This is a genomic window from Kangiella profundi, from assembly GCF_002838765.1.
Taxonomy (GTDB): Bacteria; Pseudomonadota; Gammaproteobacteria; order Enterobacterales; family Kangiellaceae; genus Kangiella; species Kangiella profundi.
Window position 1 is genome coordinate 1,630,313 of the sequence record NZ_CP025120.1, and the last position, 19,816, is coordinate 1,650,128.

General features: G+C 44.1%; 14 protein-coding genes. 5 read left to right on the forward strand and 9 right to left on the reverse strand.

Translation table 11 applies throughout. The features are described 5' to 3' along the window. Positions 1-195: 195 nt before the first annotated feature. Positions 196-1,251 carry a Vgb family protein gene (locus CW740_RS07585; RefSeq protein WP_106646947.1) on the reverse strand — a complete coding sequence of 352 codons (1,056 nt, stop codon included), beginning with the start codon at positions 1,249-1,251 and terminating at the stop codon, positions 196-198. A gap of 98 nt (positions 1,252-1,349) precedes the next feature. Continuing rightward, positions 1,350-2,516, reverse strand: coding sequence for a dipeptidase (locus CW740_RS07590; RefSeq protein ID WP_106646948.1), 1,167 nt, complete (start codon positions 2,514-2,516; stop codon positions 1,350-1,352). Between the two features lie 175 nt (positions 2,517-2,691). On the opposite strand from CW740_RS07590, the gene CW740_RS07595 reads away from it, so the two are divergent. Continuing rightward, positions 2,692-3,168: a MarR family winged helix-turn-helix transcriptional regulator gene (locus tag CW740_RS07595; RefSeq protein ID WP_227523813.1), complete on the forward strand. Its 477-nt coding sequence runs from the start codon at positions 2,692-2,694 to the stop codon at positions 3,166-3,168. 176 nt (positions 3,169-3,344) lie between these two features. Here CW740_RS07595 and CW740_RS07600 read toward each other — a convergent pair whose 3' ends face one another. The 6 genes from CW740_RS07600 to CW740_RS07630 all read right to left on the reverse strand — a co-directional run bounded on the left by CW740_RS07600 (position 3,345) and on the right by CW740_RS07630 (position 13,376). Beyond that, the gene (locus CW740_RS07600) at positions 3,345-4,793 is read right to left on the reverse strand and encodes a coiled-coil domain-containing protein (protein ID WP_106646949.1); all 1,449 of its coding nucleotides are present in this window, start codon (positions 4,791-4,793) and stop codon (positions 3,345-3,347) included. Between the two features lie 105 nt (positions 4,794-4,898). Beyond that, the gene (gene prpF, locus CW740_RS07605) at positions 4,899-6,098 is read right to left on the reverse strand and encodes a 2-methylaconitate cis-trans isomerase PrpF (protein ID WP_106646950.1); all 1,200 of its coding nucleotides are present in this window, start codon (positions 6,096-6,098) and stop codon (positions 4,899-4,901) included. Positions 6,099-6,488: 390 nt separating this feature from the next. After that, positions 6,489-9,080 (reverse strand): Fe/S-dependent 2-methylisocitrate dehydratase AcnD, encoded by a 2,592-nt coding sequence (acnD, locus tag CW740_RS07610; RefSeq protein WP_106646951.1) that lies wholly within the window; start codon positions 9,078-9,080, stop codon positions 6,489-6,491. A 306-nt stretch (positions 9,081-9,386) separates the two neighbouring features. Further along, a complete protein-coding gene (gene prpC / locus CW740_RS07615; protein ID WP_106646952.1) occupies positions 9,387-10,526 on the reverse strand; it encodes a bifunctional 2-methylcitrate synthase/citrate synthase in 1,140 nt (379 codons plus the stop codon). Between the two features lie 19 nt (positions 10,527-10,545). Beyond that, positions 10,546-11,430, reverse strand: a complete 885-nt coding sequence (prpB, locus tag CW740_RS07620) for a methylisocitrate lyase (protein WP_106646953.1) — start codon at positions 11,428-11,430, stop codon at positions 10,546-10,548. A gap of 440 nt (positions 11,431-11,870) precedes the next feature. Continuing rightward, positions 11,871-13,376, reverse strand: coding sequence for a fumarate hydratase (locus tag CW740_RS07630; RefSeq protein WP_106646955.1), 1,506 nt, complete (start codon positions 13,374-13,376; stop codon positions 11,871-11,873). Positions 13,377-13,555: 179 nt separating this feature from the next. Here CW740_RS07630 and pabB point away from each other — a divergent pair, with 179 nt between their 5' ends. The 4 genes from pabB to CW740_RS07650 all read left to right on the forward strand — a co-directional run bounded on the left by pabB (position 13,556) and on the right by CW740_RS07650 (position 18,092). Next, on the forward strand, positions 13,556-14,974 hold the full coding sequence (gene pabB, locus CW740_RS07635) for an aminodeoxychorismate synthase component I (protein ID WP_106646956.1): 1,419 nt from the start codon (positions 13,556-13,558) through the stop codon (positions 14,972-14,974). Beyond that, positions 14,967-15,530: a CoA pyrophosphatase gene (locus CW740_RS07640; RefSeq protein WP_106646957.1), complete on the forward strand. Its 564-nt coding sequence runs from the start codon at positions 14,967-14,969 to the stop codon at positions 15,528-15,530. Before pabB ends, CW740_RS07640 begins: the two co-directional genes overlap by 8 nt. A 143-nt stretch (positions 15,531-15,673) precedes the next feature. After that, complete coding sequence (locus CW740_RS07645; protein ID WP_106646958.1) at positions 15,674-17,047, forward strand: L-serine ammonia-lyase; 1,374 nt, start codon at positions 15,674-15,676, stop codon at positions 17,045-17,047. A 148-nt stretch (positions 17,048-17,195) separates the two neighbouring features. Then, a complete protein-coding gene (locus CW740_RS07650; protein ID WP_106646959.1) occupies positions 17,196-18,092 on the forward strand; it encodes a TIGR01777 family oxidoreductase in 897 nt (298 codons plus the stop codon). Positions 18,093-18,126: 34 nt separating this feature from the next. Here the strand turns inward: CW740_RS07650 and CW740_RS07655 are convergent, their stop codons facing one another. Beyond that, positions 18,127-19,677 carry an amidohydrolase family protein gene (locus CW740_RS07655; RefSeq protein ID WP_106646960.1) on the reverse strand — a complete coding sequence of 517 codons (1,551 nt, stop codon included), beginning with the start codon at positions 19,675-19,677 and terminating at the stop codon, positions 18,127-18,129. Positions 19,678-19,816: the final 139 nt, after the last annotated feature.

Sequence of the window (19,816 nt, forward strand, 5' to 3'; positions counted from 1 at the left end):
TATATTTGAATGAACTCCCCCGCTATTGCAAAGGGGTTAGCGACTTCCTGTTCAGCTCAGGTGTAATAATCACCCTATTTAGGTTTATTTATTATTCTAAGTTAATCTATCATTGAGACGTCATAACCTCTGGTAAGTTAAATACTTATCAAACGCAAACTACCATAACACCAGTACAATTAAGGTGCAAAAAGCTTACTCAGATGATGAGTCTTCTTCGATTGATTCAGCTGGAATATATTCGCCTTTTGCAATAAACCCAGTATCAATTCCGAACCAGAAGGAATCAGCATTTGGGTCATAATACATATGACGAATGGAGCCGCCTTCGTCTATCACAGTGCTGCTAATAAACTTACTTTTCTTGGTATCAAATCCAACCATGACATTTGGATAGGGTCCGGTTTCTGCAATCCAGATAACACCATCATCATCCAGAGCAGTACCATATGGGCGACTGTTTTCGCCACTAGGCAATAACCACTCTTCAAAGGTCTTTTCTTCGGGGTTATATCTGCCTAAGAATCCACCCGAAAAGTCCACGTACCAGACATTACCATCCTCTGTAATTTCCATGCGACGAGGGTTTGCATTATCACGTGGCAATCTGACTTCGTTTAATGCAAAAGTTTCTTTATCGACAAAAGCTAGCTTATTGGTACCTAGTAAAACCGACCACGCATTGTCATTAGCATCAGTTTTAATACCATAAGGACGCGATCGTTTCTTGGTCATGGTGACATGTCTCACATCACCAGTCTCAACATTTAAATGACCAATGACATTCGAATGCTGGGCGGTAAACCAGATATTTTCATCCGAGTCGAATACCAAGGTGTGTGGGTCCTGAACACCTTCAGGCATTGGGTATTGCTTGATATCCCCTGTTTCAGGATTAATACGACCAATATGACCATTGCGATTACCAGCGTACCAGACGAAGCCTTTACTATCGATGATCAGATTATGCGGGTGACTACCCTCAGGAACCTCAAACTTCGTCATTTTTCCAGACTGAGGATCAAGTCGTGCGATATAATTAGCGGCCTGCCCACAGAACCACACCATACCGTCCGGCGCGACATAAGGATCGCGCGGCCTGCCCTTCCACTCGACTTCATAAGATGTCACCTCGAGCAACGACGGCAGCTGTAATGAAGGAGCTGGCTTAGCAGTAGTATTCGTAGAAACGAGCATCAACCCGAAAAGGAAAAAAGCAGAGAAAAGAAACTTTAGAGAGGCGTGAAACATAAAGAACTCCTGCAGTTAGACACAGGAGTTCAGTATATGTAGATAAGATTGGTCTGGCAAAGAAGCCTGTAGCAAACTAACAAAATATTACAAAGCCGTTACTTCCACACTTCTCGCATCAGATTAAAAGCATTCAAACCTAGTATCTTTTCGATTCTGGTAGCGCTATGTCCTCTTTCGGCAAGCTTATTTGCCAATAAGTAAAATTGGCTTGGCCCAACGATATCAGGCATAAAGTTTAAATTACCAATTTTCTCACCAGCGGCAGCGGCTCCATTATCAATGCGATGTTGTGTCATCTTATCGGTACTTTGACGAACCTTGTCCAAATCATCGATGCCGGTATAGCCACCGTCTGTACCAATTGCCACATGGTCTTCACCACAAACATTAATCGCATGCTCAATGTGCGCGACCAGGTGATCTGAGTTGGCTTTGCTGTCCGGATCTAAGAACGGCATAAAGTAGACACCGAACAATCCCCCTTTATCAGCCAACAAACGCAACTCCTTATCCGTTTTATTACGTGGGAAGTCAGCAAGAGTCCTACAACCGCTATGACTGATAGTAACTGGCGCTTTACTGGCCCTTATCGCTTGCAGGCAGGTTCTCTCACCACTATGGCTTAAATCGATCAGAATGTTCTGTTCATTCATTTTCTCAACCACTTCTTGTCCAAACTCGGTTAACGGTAATCGAGGACTAACATTCGCCCCACCGCCAATTTGGTTCTGCCCGTTGTAAGTCAGCTGCATAGTCAGCACGCCAAGGTGCTTAAAGGTTTCAATATGCTCCAGATTATTTCCGATGGTGTGACTATTCTGGAATCCCAAAGTAACAGCAATCTTTTTATCCTTTTTCGCCTGAACAATATCATCGAACGTTCGAACTAGAGCCAGTACATCGGAATTGGCATCAATAAGCTTGTGGTGTTGGCTGAGAATACTGACGCTGGTCTCAAAAACATCATCACCGGGATAGGCTGGAAACGGTGCTCCTGTCGTTTGTCGGTAACAGTCGAGGCCACTGGCTAACAGATCACGCTTTAACCGCTCAGTCATGCGCCAGTTATCCTGAATACCGCCGGTAGGATCATTGATGTCATACAGAACACCCAAGCCATCAAACACAAACCAATCGTTGTATTGTTGTCGAGTTATCATATTCATAGGTTTGTTAGAGGCTAACAAGCCCCCTGAACCAAGATTGATTCCTACAGCTGCCGCAGCGAGAGCAGAGTTCTTGATAAACGACCGTCTATTCATTGTTCTATTCCTTTGATGACTTAAATGTACGCACATGCAAATTATTGCAACATATTGCGCAACATGTTACATTTCATCCAAGTTCAACTCAACGCCTAAATCGAAACAGAATGTTAACCAGCGCTAAAACTGGCACGCTGTAAGATGAAATCGAATCACAAGCGAACAAAACGTCATGAGTATAGAAGAAAACATCAACCAGAAAGCATTGCTGGGAAAAAGAGCGGAAGACCTCAGCAATCTTATAGAACAGCAAACCCAACCTATCTTCGATAGCCTGGGAATTATAGTCCCGATTAAATCCTGCTCCACCCTACTCACCTTACTCGAATTAAAACAAGCATCATTGGTGGATATAGCCAAACAGCTTGGTCAGTCTCATCAGCTGGTTAAACAAAAACTACCGAAACTCATAAAGCTGGGGCTGATACAGCAACACTCAGACAAAGAAGATAAAAGACGGACGCTTTACTCATTAACCAGCAAAGGCAAGCAGCAAACCAAAAAGATAAAAGAATACCTCAAGCAATCAGCTGATCTGGTAGATAGTATTTCTGAAGAGATCGGTGTTGATATTTTTGAAGCCATTGATAAAGCTGCTGGAGCTTTACAGGGAGAAAGTTTGTTGGAGAGGTTTAAAAGAAAGCAATAAATAAACTCCTAGAGTTAGACACAGGAGTTCATTATTGGAGGAAGTTCAGGAAAGAGCAAAGAGATGTTTGGTATACTAAAACACCTACAGTTCCGCAGCTCCAAAAACACTTATTTCATTATCTTACAATAGGTTCAATGGCATATAATGGTTGAGATTTAATAATAAAAAATAACTTATTGTTTTTGTTTCAAAGTTTCCAGAGACGCCTTTACAGAAGTTTCGATTAATTCTTGCACTGGCAGCTTATCGCCATGCTTACTATCAAGAGTAGCTGAAGCATTATACTGCATTGCTTCAATAGCTGCACTGAGCAAGCTTTTCATCAATAGCTGATCATCATCATTTAGCTCTTCAATTTGTTTTTTAAAGCTTTGATATGATGCAGAAATCGCTTCTTTATGAGCGTATTCTTGCTGTAATCTTTGTGCTTCACTTCTTCTTTTAGAAGCAAATAAAGCTAACCAAAGCACAGGAAGTAAGAGTGGTAATTTATAAAGCGTATTTTTTAATAATAATTTATAGTCACTTAAGTCAACAAATGTTATTGACCAAAACTCTATCTTTTCTACTATAAAAAATAGAGATACTAGAAATAAAGTTGCCACGCTAATGTAGAATAAATTAGAGTAAATTTTTATAGGCTTAGAAAACGAACGTCTCAGGACCCTAAACTTATAGGCTAAGCCTGCACTCGTGGCTCCTGGCAGAAGTGATTCAATTTTATCATTAAGAGCATTAGCTTTTCTCTTTTGAGTTTCTTCAAACTTGCTTAGATGAGAAAATAAATCATCAAGCTTTTGTTTAAGTCCACCTGATAATTTTCCTTCATCATCTTCTCTTCCCTCGACTTTTTCATAGAAAGACTTGAGAGACTTCAGAATACTTTCGACTTTATCAAATTTTATTGTTGCATCTTCCTCAATCTCATCCATCCTTTCTGATGTTCGAGCTATTGACGCTTTAATCGAAATATCTTCTTCCGTACCCACTAAAAGTTCTTCATAATACTTTTCAATAGATTGTTTGTGTTCTTCTAATTCATCAACATAAACTGATATTTTTTCCTTAAGTCCTTCATTTTCAAATATATGTTCATAGAATTGGTCTATCTCTATTTTTTCTTTGTCTATATCACCTCTTAAAGTGTTAATTTCTGAGACGCTATCCTTTGCTTCTGCTTTCAAAGAAATTAACTCATCATTTAACTCTTTAATATAATTTCCGAATAATTTGTTTTGTTTATTAATTGTCCTTGTAATAGCTGAAGCAGCATTTTTCGGTAGGACCATGTATGGTCTAATATATGTAAGTATATTATCTAAATGATTATTTGCATTTGCGATATGTGAAATATTTCTATTAGAGTTGAAATAAGCGAGCTGATCTTTTGCTGCAATAGCTTGAGAGTTAAAACTATCCCAAGTTGATAATGGGACTAGTTCAGGGTCAATACCTTCTAATAATTCATCCATGAATGAGATTACTTTATTTAATCTCGCAATTTCGTTCACAGAAGTCTTTATAGAATTATCATCTAAATTAACATTATTAGCTTCTTTTTTGAGGCTATCCCAATTATTGTTAAATTCATGACTATTAAATATATCTATCCAGCGCGACATATCACTCTCCTTTTTTTGTGAACTATGGCACAAAAAAAGCCGCATGTTAAGTGCGGCTTTAATGCAAATATGACTTGCCAATCAACTAGTTATTATTTTATACCCCTAAAAACAGTCGCCCGGAACTCTCACCCAGCCTTCCATTAAGACGCGCGCGCTGCGGCTCATGATGACTTTTTTGGCAACCCAGTCGTTACCTTGTTTTTGAGTTTCAGCGCCAACTTTTAGAGTACCTGAAGGATGACCAAAGGTTACTCCTTGACGCTCTCCTCCACCTGCTGCAAGATTGACTAGCGTCCCAGGAATGGTTGCTGCGGTTGCAATGGCTACCGCAGCGGTACCCATCATGGCGTGGTGCAATTTGCCCATGGATAAAGCGCGAACATTTAGATCGATGTCGTTGGCGTTGATTTGCTTGCCACTGGAAGATACATAGTCCGCAGGCGGTGCTACAAACGCGACCTTTGGAGTATGTTGACGGTTAGCGGCTTCTTCGATGTCATTGATTAAGCCCATTTTTACGGCACCATGGGCACGAATGACCTCGAACATGGTTAGTGCATGTCCGTCACCATTTATGGCTTCTTGCAGTTCAGTACCGTTATAAGTAGTGCCATTAAAGTCAATCTCGTCAGCATTCAGGAAAATCGTTGGGATGCCAGCGTTAATCATGGTCGCTTTGAAAGTACCTAATCCAGGAACTTCCAGGTCATCAACCAGATTACCTGTTGGGAACATCGAACCTTCACCATCGGCTGGGTCCATAAACTCGACTTTGACTTCTGCGGCAGGGAAAGTAACGCCATCCAACTCAAAGTCGCCCGTTTCCTGAACTTCACCATTGGTGATTGGTACATGGGCAACGATTGTTTTTTCAATGTTGGCCTGCCAGATACGAACAACCGCAACACCATTGTCCGGAATTCGACTTGGGTCAACTAGTCCACTGGTGATCGCGAAGGAACCTACTGCTGCAGTCAGGTTGCCACAGTTTCCACTCCAATCGACAAAAGGTTTATCGATTGAGACCTGCCCAAATAGATAGTCAACATCGTGGTCTTCCTTGGTGCTTTTCGACAGAATAACTGTTTTACTGGTGCTTGAAGTTGCGCCACCCATACCATCGGTATGTTTTCCGTAAGGATCCGGGCTGCCAACGACACGCAGCAATAATTTATCGCGCGCTTCACCCGGAACCTGTGCGGCTTCGGGTAAGTCAGTCAGGTTAAAGAATACACCTTTACTGGTGCCGCCACGCATATAGGTGGCAGGGATTTTAATCTGTGGAGGAAACTTGTTAGGCATCATGACACCTTATCTTATAAGTTTGGTAGGGGCGTCACCTGTGTGTGCGCCCGATTATTTTCAAAAGAGCAGATTCTGAATCTAGTTCAGGCAGGCAATTCTCCCGGAATTGCCACTGCATTCCCCACATCCTTGTGGGTCAGATGACAGGCTTGTTAGTTCTGTCGTAACCTCAAAGGAGCAAAAAGCGTCTTCGAGGTTTGTTTTTCTCATGGTAGGGGCGTACCTATGTGTACGCCCAATTACTTTTTAAGTCACTGGATTATGAAATACGTCCTTGTATTTCACCAGAGGCCAGCTTCGCTGTTCAAATTCGCTCCTGACGATTTTGTCCGCGGTAAACGACCGAAGGGAGTGCCCTTGGGCGCCGCGGGATGACATAATGCTTATTTAAGCGTTACCACTCAGGAAATCTTGAGCGAAACGCTGTAACACACCACCGGCTGAGTAAATGGACACTTCTTCAGCGGTATCTAGGCGGCATTTCACAGGGATCTCAACGCGCTCACCATCTTTGCGATGCATAATCACCGTTAAGTTAGCACCCGGGCTGATTTCGCCTTCCACATCAAAAGTTTCAGTTCCGTCGATGGCATAGGTTTTACGGGTATTACCGTCTACAAATTCAACAGGCAATACGCCCATACCAATCAGGTTTGTACGGTGGATACGCTCAAAGCCTTCCGCAACAATTACTTCGACACCAGCAAGACGCACACCTTTTGCTGCCCAGTCACGCGATGAACCCTGGCCATAGTCAGCACCGGCAATAATGATCAGTGGCTGCTTGCGCTCCATGTAGGTTTCAATCGTTTCCCACATGCGCATTTCTTTTCCTTCTGGCTCAAGACGTGCCAAAGAACCCTGCTTAACTGAACCATCCTCGTTGCGCACCATTTCATTCAACAATTTTGGATTGGCGAATGTCGCGCGTTGTGCAGTTAAGTGATCACCACGGTGAGTCGCATAAGAGTTATAGTCTTCTTCTGGCAAGCCCATTTTATCGAGATAAGCACCAGCAGCGCTTGATTTTTGAATCGCGTTTGAAGGTGACAGGTGATCGGTTGTGATGTTGTCGCCTAATACCGCCAATGGACGCATACCTTTCATGGTACGCTCACCAGCCAATGCGCCTTCCCAATAAGGAGGACGACGGATATAGGTACTCATTGGGCGCCAATCATACAATGGGCTACTCTTCTCGCCAGTGTCCACTTTAACATTGAACATTGGCTCGTAAACCGCGCGGAATTGCTCCGGCTTAACGTGTTCTTTGATGATGGCATCCACTTCTTCATCACTTGGCCAAATGTCTTTCAAGGTAACTGGGTTGCCATCTTTGTCAGTACCTAATACATCTTTCTCAATATCGAAACGAATCGTACCTGCAATGGCATAAGCTACGACCAATGGCGGCGAAGCCAGGAACGCCTGATCAGCATGAGGATGAATTCGACCATCAAAGTTACGGTTGCCCGACAACACCGCAGTCGAATACAAATCACGCTCTTCAATTTCCTGTTTAATTTTTGGATCCAGTGCACCGCTCATGCCGTTACAGGATGTACAGGCATAACCAACGACACCAAAACCAAGGTTTTCAAGTTCAGGTAGGAGCTTAGATTCTTCCAGATACATAGTTACCGCTTTTGAGCCTGGGGCCAACGAAGTCTTCACCCAAGGTTTACGCGTTAATCCAAGTTTGTTGGCATTTCGCGCGATTAAACCTGCCGCGATCATATTGCGTGGGTTACTGGTATTGGTACAACTGGTAATAGCAGCAATGATACAGGCGCCATCAGGCATTTTGCCTTCTTCTGTTTCAACATGTTTGGCAATACCACGTGTTGCCAAATCGGCTGTAGAAACACGCGCATGCGGATTCGATGGACCCGCGATATTACGAACCACTGATGAAAGATCAAAAGTCAGCACACGCTCGTATTCAGCTTCAGTCAGACAGTCAGCCCACAAACCTGTTTGCTTGGCATAGGTTTCCACCAGCCTGACGTTATCATCGTCACGCCCAGTCAGCTTTAAATAGTCAATGGTTTGTTGATCGATATAGAACATGGCTGCGGTTGCGCCAAACTCAGGGGTCATGTTGGAAATAGTCGCACGGTCACCTAAGGTAAGATGGGAAGCGCCTTCACCAAAGAACTCTAAGTAAGAAGATACGACACGTTCATTACGCAAGAATTCAGTAATCGCCAAAACGATATCAGTACTGGTAATGCCCGGTTGAGGCTTACCTTTTAACTCAACACCGATGATGTCAGGAAGACGCATGTATGAAGCTCGACCTAGCATAACGCTCTCAGCTTCCAGACCACCAACACCCACAGCAATAACACCTAGAGCATCGACCATTGGCGTATGGCTGTCAGTACCGACCAAAGTATCAGGGAATGCAACACCATCGCGAGACTGAATCACTGGCGACATACGCTCAAGATTAATCTGGTGCATAATGCCGTTGCCAGGTGGAACCACATTGACGTTTTCAAAGGCGGTTTTACACCAGTTGATGAAGTGGAAACGATCTTCGTTACGACGCTCTTCAATTGCGCGGTTTTTCTCAAATGCATCTTTTTCATAACCGGCATGTTCAACCGCTAACGAATGGTCAACGATTAACTGAGTGGGAACCACTGGATTGACTTTAGAAGGATCACCGCCCTTCTCCGCGATTGCATCACGCAAACCCGCCAAATCTACAAACGCTGTTTGGCCCAAAATATCATGGCAAACAACGCGCGCAGGAAACCAAGGAAAATCCAGATCACGCTTACGCTCAATGATTTGCTTGAGTGAGTCAGTCAGTGACTCAGGATCACAACGACGCACCAGGTTTTCAGCAAGTACTTTTGAGGTGTAAGGAAGTTTATCGTAGGCACCCGGTTGGATGGCTTCAACCGCTTCACGCGTGTCAAAGTAATCAAGGTTAGAGCCTTCAAGTTTCTTTCTGTAGTTTGTGTTCATAAGTTTCCACACGATTGTGTTTGTTGGATTTGGTTTTGTTACAACTAGTTGTATTACTCAAAGTTTCTTGTCTTTTACCCAAGGGCATTTCCGAGGGTCTCCCGCGAAGGCAGGAATTTATAAATTAGGAAAATGGATTCCCGCCTTCGCGGGAATGACTTGCCTTTTAGTTATGTCTTACACTATAAAATGAATTTTTAGCAGCAAGAGCAAGGCTTGCAATCAATTTATTTGAGGAAGTTTACATTCAGTAAACGACGATAATAAATTGATTGCGTAACGCAGCTATTGGCGCTAAAAAACATTTTAACGTTTGTCGATTGGAGTAAATTCTTTGTTTTCCGGCCCCGTATAATTCGCGCTCGGACGAATAATCTTGCCATCAACACGCTGCTCCATCACATGCGCTGACCAACCGGTAATTCGCGAGATCACGAAGATCGGTGTGAACATTGCGGTTGGGATGCCCATCTTGTTGTATGAGACCGCTGAGAACCAATCCAGGTTAGGGAACATTTTCTTTTCGTCCCACATGACTTGTTCGAGGCGCTCTGCAACGTCGTACAACTTCATGTCGCCCTGCTCTTCTGACAATTCTTTAGCAACCTTCTTAATCACTTCGTTACGAGGATCTGAAACGGTGTAAACCGGATGACCAAAACCGATAACAATTTCTTTACGCGCTAAACGTTCTTTGATGTCAGTTTCAGCATGGTCTGCACTGTCGTAACGCATTTGGATATCAAGCGCAACTTCGTTTGCACCACCATGTTTTGGACCACGTAATGCGCCGATACCGCCGCAAATCGCTGAGTACATGTCTGAACCTGTACCCGTGATAACACGGCTAGTGAATGTTGAGGCATTGAACTCATGCTCTGCATAGAGGTTCAATGAAATCTGCATCGCACGTACCCAAGAGTCTGGACATGGCTCGCCGTGTAACAAGTGTAGGAAATGACCAGCAATTGACTCTTCGTCAGTTTCCAGGTCAATGGCTACACCATTGTGCGAGAAGTGGTACCAATAAAGTAGCATTGAAGGAAAAGATGCTAACAAACGGTCAGCAATATCTTTTGCTTCGTTCATTGGCTGGCTTTCGCGCTCTGGTAACACAGTACCCAACATTGAACAGCCAGTACGCAATACATCCATTGGGTGTGCGTTTGCTGGAATTAATTCTAATGCGTCCTGTACTAAAGCTGGAAGGCCACGAAGCGCTTTTAATTTGCGCTTATAGTTAGCAAGTTCTGCTTTGTTGGGTAATTTGCCGTGAATCAATAAGTGAGCAACTTCTTCGAACTCACAGTTTTCAGCCAAGTCTAGAATGTCGTAACCGCGGTAATGTAAGTCATTACCGGTACGGCCTACAGTACACAGTGCGGTATTTCCTGCCGCTACACCAGACAGTGCTACGGATTTTTTTGGTTTTGGTAAATCTGACATGGTTAACTCCTAGTCTATTTTATTTCTTTTTGGCTTTTTCTTGCGCGAATAGTTCGTCGAGCTTTTGCTCGTATTCGTGATAGCCAAGATAATCGTATAATTCTTCGCGAGTTTGCATGATATCGATCACATCACGCTGATGTCCTTTAGCTAAAACATCTTTATAAAATGTTTCAGCGCCTTTATTCATGGCACGGTAAGCACCGCAGCAATATAAAACGATATCAACACCAACACCTGCCAACTCTTCACATGAAAACAGTGGGGTTGCACCGAACTCGGTGATATTTGCCAAGAAAGGAACATTCACATGCTTGCGGAAGGTTTCATAATCTTCCAATGAGCGCATCGCTTCTGGGAAAATCATGTCAGCACCCGCTTCAATACAGGCATTGGCACGGTCAATCGCAGACTGCATGCCTTCTACCGCTAATGCATCGGTACGCGCCATGATAACGAAATTCTCATCAGTACGTGCATCGACTGCTGATTTTACGCGGTCGACCATTTCCTGCTGACTGACGATTTCTTTATTGGGACGGTGACCACAACGCTTAGTCGCAACCTGGTCTTCCATGTGGAAACCGGCGGCACCCGCTTTGATTAAAGCGCGAGTTGTACGAGCGATATTAAATGCACCGCCAAAGCCTGTGTCGATATCAACCATCAACGGTAATGAACAGACGTCAGTGATGCGACGGATATCAACCAGCAAGTCTTCAGCGGTTGAAATACCAAGGTCTGGCATGCCTAACGAGTTAGCGGCTACGCCACCGCCTGAAAGGTAAATAGCTTTGTGACCAATTTTTTCAGCCATACGCGCGGTATAAGCTGTGATGGTTCCCATTAATTGTAGCGGATGGTTTTCTTCGACCGCTTTACGAAATTTTAAACCTGCACTCATAATATAAACCTTATTGTTTCTTGTGGTGCTTCGACAAGCACCTTACTTTTTTACTTTAAGAGCATTCTAAGAGCAGATTCTGAATCCAGTTCAGAATGACATGCCTTAGAAGCCGGTGCGTCGCGACGCAGTGCCTGCCCCCTCGGGTACCCTACGTTCTTGTCATTTATCCAGTGGAGCTTTCTTTGGCTGGGCAAGCTCATCCTTTAATATATTTAGCTTTTCAAATATTTCCCATGTTACTGCGAGTATGAAAAAAACAAACCAAATCCACCAGTTATATGGATCACCACTACCCCAGTCATATTTCTCGTACAAAAAGTCCATTAAAAAGTAGAGTGGCGCGGGGAAAGCAATCATAAAGATTAACATTCTCTTAATACTACGAACTTTTTTTTCTAATGGTAGTGACCTATATCTTTTATACCTACTAGCCATGCTCAGCTCGCTAACTTAACTTTCCAAACAGCCGGACCAGTTTTATGCACCGATTCGCCTTCTGAATCCACTGCGACAGTCACTGGCATATCTTTAACATCGAACTCATAAACCGCTTCCATTCCTAATTCAGGGAAGGCGACGACTTTTGAATCTTTAATCGCTTTAGACACCAGATAGGCAGCTCCGCCAACGGCCATCAGATAAACTGATTTGTACTTCTTAATGGCTTCAATCGCTTCATCACCGCGCTCTGCTTTACCGATCATGCCAAGCAAGCCAGTTTTATCGAGCATCATTTCAGTGAATTTATCCATGCGTGTGGCAGTTGTTGGGCCCGCTGGTCCCACTGCTTCATCACGGACAGCGTCCACTGGACCTACGTAGTAGATAAAACGATTGGTAAAGTCGAGACCTTCTGGCAGGCCTTCACCTGAGTCGAGCAAATCTTTAATTTTCTTATGGGCTGCATCGCGGCCGGTTAAAATCTTGCCATTCAACAATAGAACTTGGCCAGGTTTCCAGCTTGCAACTTCTTCTGGCGTGATGTTATTCATGTCTACACGCTTGGCATCTGCGGCGGCTTCATATTCCATGTCCGGCCAATCTTCAATCGATGGTGGTGTAAGGATAGCAGGCCCATTACCATCTAATGTGAAATGAATATGACGCGTTGCCGCACAGTTTGGAATCATGGCGACCGGCTTTGATGCTGCATGAGTTGGCCAGTCTTTGATTTTGACGTCCAATACAGTCGTTACACCGCCCAAACCTTGCGCACCGATACCGAGCTTGTTGACGGCTTCATAAATTTCGATACGTAATTCTTCAACGCGATTACTTGGACCACGCTTCAATAGCTCCTGCATATCGATGGGATCCATCAAGGATTCTTTGGCCAGTACCATAGCCTTTTCAGCGGTACCGCCAACACCAATACCAAGCATACCCGGAGGGCACCAGCCCGCGCCCATCTTAGGTACAGTCTCAACAACCCAGTCAACAATCGAGTCACTTGGGTTAAGCATCACGAATTTAGATTTGTTTTCAGAACCACCGCCTTTAGCGGCACAGGTCACTTCAACCTTGTCGCCTTTAACCATTTCAACGTGCACCACAGCTGGGGTGTTGTCTTTAGAGTTAAGACGTTTACCTGCTGGGTCCATTAGAACAGAAGCACGTAATGGATTATCTGGGTTTAAGTAAGCACGACGAACACCTTCATCGACCATTTCCTGAATGGTCATGCCGCCTTCAAAGCGCGCATCCATACCGACTTTCACAAAAGCACAGGCAATCCCTGTATCTTGACACACAGGACGGTGGCCCATGGCGGACATACGTGAATTGACCAGAATCTGTTTCATGGCATCTTTTGCCGCAGGGCTTTCTTCTTTTTCGTAGGCTGCGGTTAACGCCTGGATAAAATCTTTGGGGTGGTAATAGGAAATGTATTGAAAGGCATCAGCAACACTTGCAATAAAGTCTTCTGCTTTAATGGTGGCCATTAAGTCTCTCCCGTGGACGGCTCAGTCAGAATGAGTAAATTTGTGCTTCGCTATACAAGAAGCAAACAAACCTCTAAAATCGGCAGAACATTATACAGGCTGGCAATGGCGTTTCCCAAATTTTGGACGCTAATTATTCAGATTTAGCCGTCAATTTGACTCTTTTTTAATCTATCTGCATGAAAAACACACAAAACACAGCTCAGTTTGTTGAATTTCCCTACCGAGAACCTGCCGCCCTTCGAGACCTTTTCTCATGGTTCGCTGACGAACCCTGGGCGTTACTATTGGATAGCGGAAAAACCACCCATCAGGCAGCCAAATTTGACCTGATTTTGGCCAGACCAAGAGCCATGATTCGCTTTAGCGATGGGCATACCGAGATTACAGGGTTAGGCATTAATCCAAGCCACAAACCATTTGAGGACTTGCGTCAATTTTATAAGGCGGGACTGGCAGACCACCTGCCCTTACCTAAAGAGCTTTCACGCCTACCTTTTCATGGTGGCATTGCCGGTTATTGTAGCTATGACCTAGGTCGTTATGTGGAAAAGCTGCCAACTGTCGCAGAAAAAGATATCCAGTTGCCTGAAATGGCCTTTGGTCTGTATGAGTGGGGCTTTATCAGCGATCACGAACAGCAAAAGTGTTATCTGATCAAGTATTCGGATTATTGCGATAGCTATTGGCAGGACATTGTTCGTGAATTTGAAAACTATTATGAGCAAACCGCAAATGATAGCTTTGAGCCATTCCAGCTTTCCGATGACTGGCAATCCAACATGAGCCAACAAGGTTATATCGAGCGCTATCAGAAGATTCATGATTATATTCACGCTGGAGACTGTTATCAGGTTAATCTGGCCCAGCGTTTCAAAGCGCCATATTCAGGCCATCCGTGGAATGCTTACCTTAAATTAACCGAGCACAATCAGGCTCCTTTCTCGGCATACATGAATCTTGAGCATCAGCAGATACTTTCGGTGTCACCCGAGCGTTTTATACAGGTTGAAAAGCAGAAAAATAAGAGCCATGTCATTACTCAGCCAATCAAAGGTACTCGTCCACGCTCAAAAGATCCGGTAGAAGATGAACGCCTATCGGATGAATTACAAAACAGTATCAAAGATCGTGCAGAAAACTTGATGATTGTAGATTTGCTTCGTAACGATATTGGCCGCAGCGCTGCAACAGGGTCAGTTAAAGTAACCAAGCTCTTTGAATTACAGACTTTTACCTCAGTGCATCATCTGGTTAGCACTATTGAAGCAGATTTGGCTCAAGACAAAGATGCCATTGAACTTCTGAAATACTGCTTCCCCGGCGGCTCTATTACGGGCGCGCCGAAAGTCCGAGCAATGGAAATCATAGAAGAGCTAGAACCACACAGACGTAGTATCTATTGTGGCTCAGTACTGTATTATGACTTTAGAGGAATGCTGGATTCGAACATCGCCATACGCACCCTGGTCACCGAAAATGACTCGATTTATGCCTGGGGCGGTGGAGGTTTAGTTGCAGATTCCGAGGCAGAAAATGAGTATCAGGAAACCCTGCATAAATTAAGTAAAATTTTACCTGTTCTTAAAGATGATTAAGCTGATTGATATCGAACAAGCCTTAGCTCGGGCTAACGAAATTACACCCAAAGAAACCACGCTTAGACCAAGCGCAGTTCTGGTGCCGGTGGTTGAACGGGAACAGGGACTACAGCTTTTACTGACCCAGCGTACCGATCACCTGCGCCACCATGCTGGCCAAATTAGCTTCCCTGGCGGTCGCATGGATAAAACTGATAAAGACCTGATTCACACTGCCCTGCGCGAAACTCATGAAGAAGTAGGCATTCCCGATCAGTTAATCAATGTGCTGGGCAAACTACCGCTGCAACCGACGATTTCCGGCTTTATGATTCAGCCAATAGTGGCACACGTTGCGGAACATTATGAGATGCGTCTGTGTGAAGACGAAGTCGCAGACGCTTTTGAAGTTCCGCTGGACTTTGTTATAGATCCCGCCAATCAAAATCATTCCTATCGAGAATATGGAGGTATGCGCTACTCGATTTATTCAATACCTTATGAGAATCGCAATATCTGGGGGGCTACGGCCAATATTATCGTGCAATTTTCTAAGCTGATACGCACTCTATAAATCCTATCTTATCTATCACTGCTATCGTTTATATCCAATTGTTAAAAGCCGCATCTGGTCTGATTAGCTAGCCATAGCAACTGACTGCCAGAGCGAGTACAATCGGACTATTAATTTAGTAATAATCTTTTTGAGGTTTCACCTTGGCAATTAGCGTTTTTGACATGTTCAGCATTGGTATCGGCCCATCCAGTTCGCACACGGTAGGTCCAATGCGAGCAGCGCATCGTTTTATTGAGTTTTTAACAGAGAAAAACCTTCTAGATTCTATTGGTCGAGTTAAGGCAGAACTTTATGGTTCATTGGGCGCAACCGGTAAAGGTCACGGCTCAGATAAAGCCGTTATGATTGGTCTTGAGGGTCACCTGCCAGAAGAAGTCGATCCAGATATTATTCCCGCTCGTTTAGAAACCATCCGTAGCGAAAAGAAAATTAAGTTGAACGGTACAACGGAACTTAAGTTCAACGAAGAAAAAGATCTCGTCATGCATCGCAGAAAATCATTACCTCGTCACTCTAATGGGATGATTTTCTTAGCCTTTGACAAAGACGGTAATGAGATTGCCAAGAAAACTTATTACTCGGTAGGGGGTGGCTTTGTCGTTAATGAAGATATTGATGCAGACACTCCAATTATGGAAGACGATACCAAGGTTAAATATCCATTCACAACGGCAGCGGAACTTATCCAGACCTGTAAAGATGAGGGCATTTGTATTTCCACATTGATGCTCGAAAACGAAAAGTCCTGGCGTAGTGAAGAAGAAGTTAAATCTAAACTTCTGGAAATCTGGCACGTTATGGAAGACTGCATCAAACGCGGTTGTAATCGTGAAGGGATATTACCAGGTGGTTTAAAAGTTAAACGTCGAGCTCCCGGTATTTATCGAAAATTAAAATCCGATTCAAATGAAAACGATGTGCTACGCGCGATGGACTGGGTTGATCTATACGCGCTGGCAGTTAACGAAGAAAATGCTGCTGGGGGGCGCGTGGTTACCGCTCCCACCAATGGTGCTGCGGGAATTATCCCAGCCGTTCTTTTTTACTTCATGCGTTTTCATCAGAACGCCGATGAAAAAGCAGTCATTCGCTTCCTGCTGACTGCCGGTGCGATTGGTATTTTGTATAAGCTCAACGCTTCGATTTCTGGTGCAGAAGTTGGCTGTCAGGGAGAAGTGGGCGTAGCCTGCTCAATGGCTGCTGGTGCATTAACCGAAGTGATGGGTGGTAGCCCGCAGCAAGTAGAAAACGCTGCAGAAATAGGCATGGAGCATAACCTTGGCTTAACTTGCGATCCCGTTGGAGGATTGGTTCAGGTTCCTTGCATTGAACGTAACGCCATGGGCTCAGTAAAAGCCATTAACGCTGCCCGATTGGCGCTGCGTGGCGACGGAGAGCATAAAGTATCTCTGGATAAAGTGATCAAAACCATGTGGGATACAGGCATGGATATGCGTGATAAGTATAAAGAAACTGCTCGCGGTGGTTTAGCGGTTCATATTATTGAGTGTTAGTTTAGTTATAGGGCGATTCACGAATCGCCCCACTCACTCATACCTTCCCTGCCATGCTTCCTTAAATAGAAATAACTAACCCCTTCACTTTCTTTGCACAAACAGATTGCTATACTGAACATGTTTTTATTGGCAATTGAGGGAGCTTATGCAAACAGTTTTGATTACAGGTGGTACCGGCTTTATTGGTCGTCATTTGATTCCTTTATTACAGAAGGACAATTACAAAATCATTGTTATCAGTAGAACCCCTTCTAAGTATGAGAATGATTTCTTTTTTAAGCATGTAGAACTGGTTAAGGACTTTAGTCAGGTCGAACATGCAGATATTGTCATTAACCTTGCAGGCGCCAACCTATCCGCTAAGCGATGGACCAACCAATACAAGCAAGAAATCGTAACCAGTCGGCTAGACACCACTCATGACCTCATTGACTGGTTCTCTAGGCAGGAACAGAAACCCCACACACTGATTAGTGGCTCAGCCATTGGTTTCTATGGCGCACGCGGCAATGACATATTAGATGAGAGCTCAACCTCCGGTAGCGCATCCGAATTTCAGGTCAGGCTTTGCAGCCAATGGGAAGATGCAGCCTATCGTGCGGAGGGTTTTGGTGTTCGTGTTTGTTGCATTCGTACTGGTGTTGTACTGGGTGATGAGGGAGCACTTCCTCAAATGGCCTTACCGTTTAAGTTTGGGCTTGGTGGCAAGCTAGGCTCAGGCAATCAGTATTTCTCCTGGATTCATATTAACGATCATGTCCGTGCACTCATGCACTTGATTCACAATAAAGATTTACAAGGTTCTTTTAATCTGACCGCACCCAATCCTGTTACCAACGAAGTTTTAACTAAAACACTTGGTAAGGTACTAAACCGCCCTACTTTTATGACAGTTCCTGGATTCGCCTTGAAGCTTACTGTTGGTGAAATGGCTAAAATATTACTGACAGGTCAGAGAGTGATTCCGAAAAAACTGGAAGAGTCAGGGTTTGAGTTTGAATATCCAGAATTGGAACAGGCTCTAACTCAGATCTTAAAATAAAAAAGCCCCTGCATTGGGCAGAGGCTTTAGCATATTATTGCTTAGTATTTTTGGCTTTTTCTACTAGCGCTCTGACGTCCTCTCTCAGTTTGCGCGCATCAAAAATGATGCCGTCTTTAATGGTGTACTTCACACCACCTACTCGCTGCGGAACATTATCAAGCCCTAGACGATAATGGCCTGTGCCATATAACACCTTAAAGTTCGCGATAGGATTTTCTTCAATAATCACTAAGTCAGCATATTTACCTGGGCGTAATGAACCAACTTTATCATCCATACCCAGTGCTTCAGCGCCATTTAAAGTCGCAGCTTGAATCACTTCTAGCGGATGAAAGCCAGCTTCCTGTAGCAATTCAAACTCACGAATCAGGCCAAAGCCAAATATTTTGTAGATATAACCGGTATCTGAACCCGTAGTTACCCGCCCACCATGATTTTTATAGTCATTTAAAAAACTCATCCAGATACGATAGTTTTCTTTCCAGTCAATTTCGTTCTGAGTCGTCCAGTCAAAGAAATAGGAACCATGCGAATGACGATTTGGCTCAAAGAACTCAAGTAGTTTTGGATGAGTGTATTCATCATGCCACTCGGCTTCGCGTTCACGCATAACATCGCGACTGGCTTCATAGATAGTCAAAGTCGGATTGATGGTAAAGTCGAGTTCGATTAATTCATCACGAACCGCATTCCAGCGGTCACTCCCTTTTTTAGCAGCCTGTTGCCAGAGACGACCAGCTTCGGTAAAGCGATGAGATTCATCATTATAGTTATAGTCGAGCGGGTAATCCTGAATGGTTTTATCAGTAAATAATGCTTCTGGTAGACCGTACCAGTGCTCCATAGAGGTTAATCCCAAACGCGCTGAATCCAGCGCATTGGTGCCATACACATTGAGCTGAGCATGGTGCATCATGGTTCCCAGACCCTGCTTAGCAGCCTCATCAAGGGCTGCCTCCATCATCTCCTTAGGCAAACCGAAGAATTTAATCCCCGCAGCGCCCTCATCCGCAACGTGTCTAACCCATTTACGAGCTTCTTGTGGTGTAGTTATTTCTTTATCCCAGCCCATTCCGAAACCAATGTAGGGAACAATTCTAGGAGCGGTAATCTTATTCTGCTGGCTCTGTTTCTGATGCTTTAAAGTCCAGTCAAGGCCATTAAAGCTGCCTGGCTCACGAATTGTGGTAATACCATGGGCAAGCCACAATTTAAAAGGATATTCAGCAGGCAAACCGTCAACACTACCAGCAATATGAGCGTGCATATCGACAAAACCCGGTAGAACATAATGACCACTGATATCCATCACCTTGTCATTAGGTCCAGCTTTAGGTCGCTTAGATTCATCAATGGCAACTCCGGGAGCACCAACTGAACGGATACTCTTAATGGTATTGCCTTCAATGATGATATCCACCGGACCAGTTGGGGGTGCACCTTCACCATTAATAATGATACCGCCGCGAAGGATTAGCCGTTTGAACGGACCTTCACCTTCTTTGCGTTCTGGTGCATCAATGGTTGCTGCAATTGTGCTGAAACTGATAAAAAGAAAGACTGCTGAAATTATGTGTTTCATGCTGATTTCCCGCTTCTATCTTGCTGATTATTCATTAAAAAGTATTCAGCAAGATGCCCGAATCAGTAGTAAATAGCAAGCCAGTAGATGTAACGAACTTTATGTTTGGGGAAACGAAAAGGTAATTGGTTTGAATAGC

Excerpts from the sequence above, each read along its gene's own strand:
- CW740_RS07585 (WP_106646947.1), bottom strand. The coding sequence starts at position 1,251 with ATGTTTCACGCCTCTCTAAAGTTTCTTTTCTCTGCTTTTTTCCTTTTC.
- CW740_RS07590 (WP_106646948.1), bottom strand. The coding sequence starts at position 2,516 with ATGAATAGACGGTCGTTTATCAAGAACTCTGCTCTCGCTGCGGCAGCT.
- CW740_RS07595 (WP_227523813.1), top strand. The coding sequence starts at position 2,692 with ATGAGTATAGAAGAAAACATCAACCAGAAAGCATTGCTGGGAAAAAGA.
- CW740_RS07600 (WP_106646949.1), bottom strand. The coding sequence starts at position 4,793 with ATGTCGCGCTGGATAGATATATTTAATAGTCATGAATTTAACAATAAT.
- prpF (WP_106646950.1), bottom strand. The coding sequence starts at position 6,098 with ATGCCTAACAAGTTTCCTCCACAGATTAAAATCCCTGCCACCTATATG.
- acnD (WP_106646951.1), bottom strand. The coding sequence starts at position 9,080 with ATGAACACAAACTACAGAAAGAAACTTGAAGGCTCTAACCTTGATTAC.
- prpC (WP_106646952.1), bottom strand. The coding sequence starts at position 10,526 with ATGTCAGATTTACCAAAACCAAAAAAATCCGTAGCACTGTCTGGTGTA.
- prpB (WP_106646953.1), bottom strand. The coding sequence starts at position 11,430 with ATGAGTGCAGGTTTAAAATTTCGTAAAGCGGTCGAAGAAAACCATCCG.
- CW740_RS07630 (WP_106646955.1), bottom strand. The coding sequence starts at position 13,376 with ATGGCCACCATTAAAGCAGAAGACTTTATTGCAAGTGTTGCTGATGCC.
- pabB (WP_106646956.1), top strand. The coding sequence starts at position 13,556 with ATGAAAAACACACAAAACACAGCTCAGTTTGTTGAATTTCCCTACCGA.
- CW740_RS07640 (WP_106646957.1), top strand. The coding sequence starts at position 14,967 with ATGATTAAGCTGATTGATATCGAACAAGCCTTAGCTCGGGCTAACGAA.
- CW740_RS07650 (WP_106646959.1), top strand. The coding sequence starts at position 17,196 with ATGCAAACAGTTTTGATTACAGGTGGTACCGGCTTTATTGGTCGTCAT.
- CW740_RS07655 (WP_106646960.1), bottom strand. The coding sequence starts at position 19,677 with ATGAAACACATAATTTCAGCAGTCTTTCTTTTTATCAGTTTCAGCACA.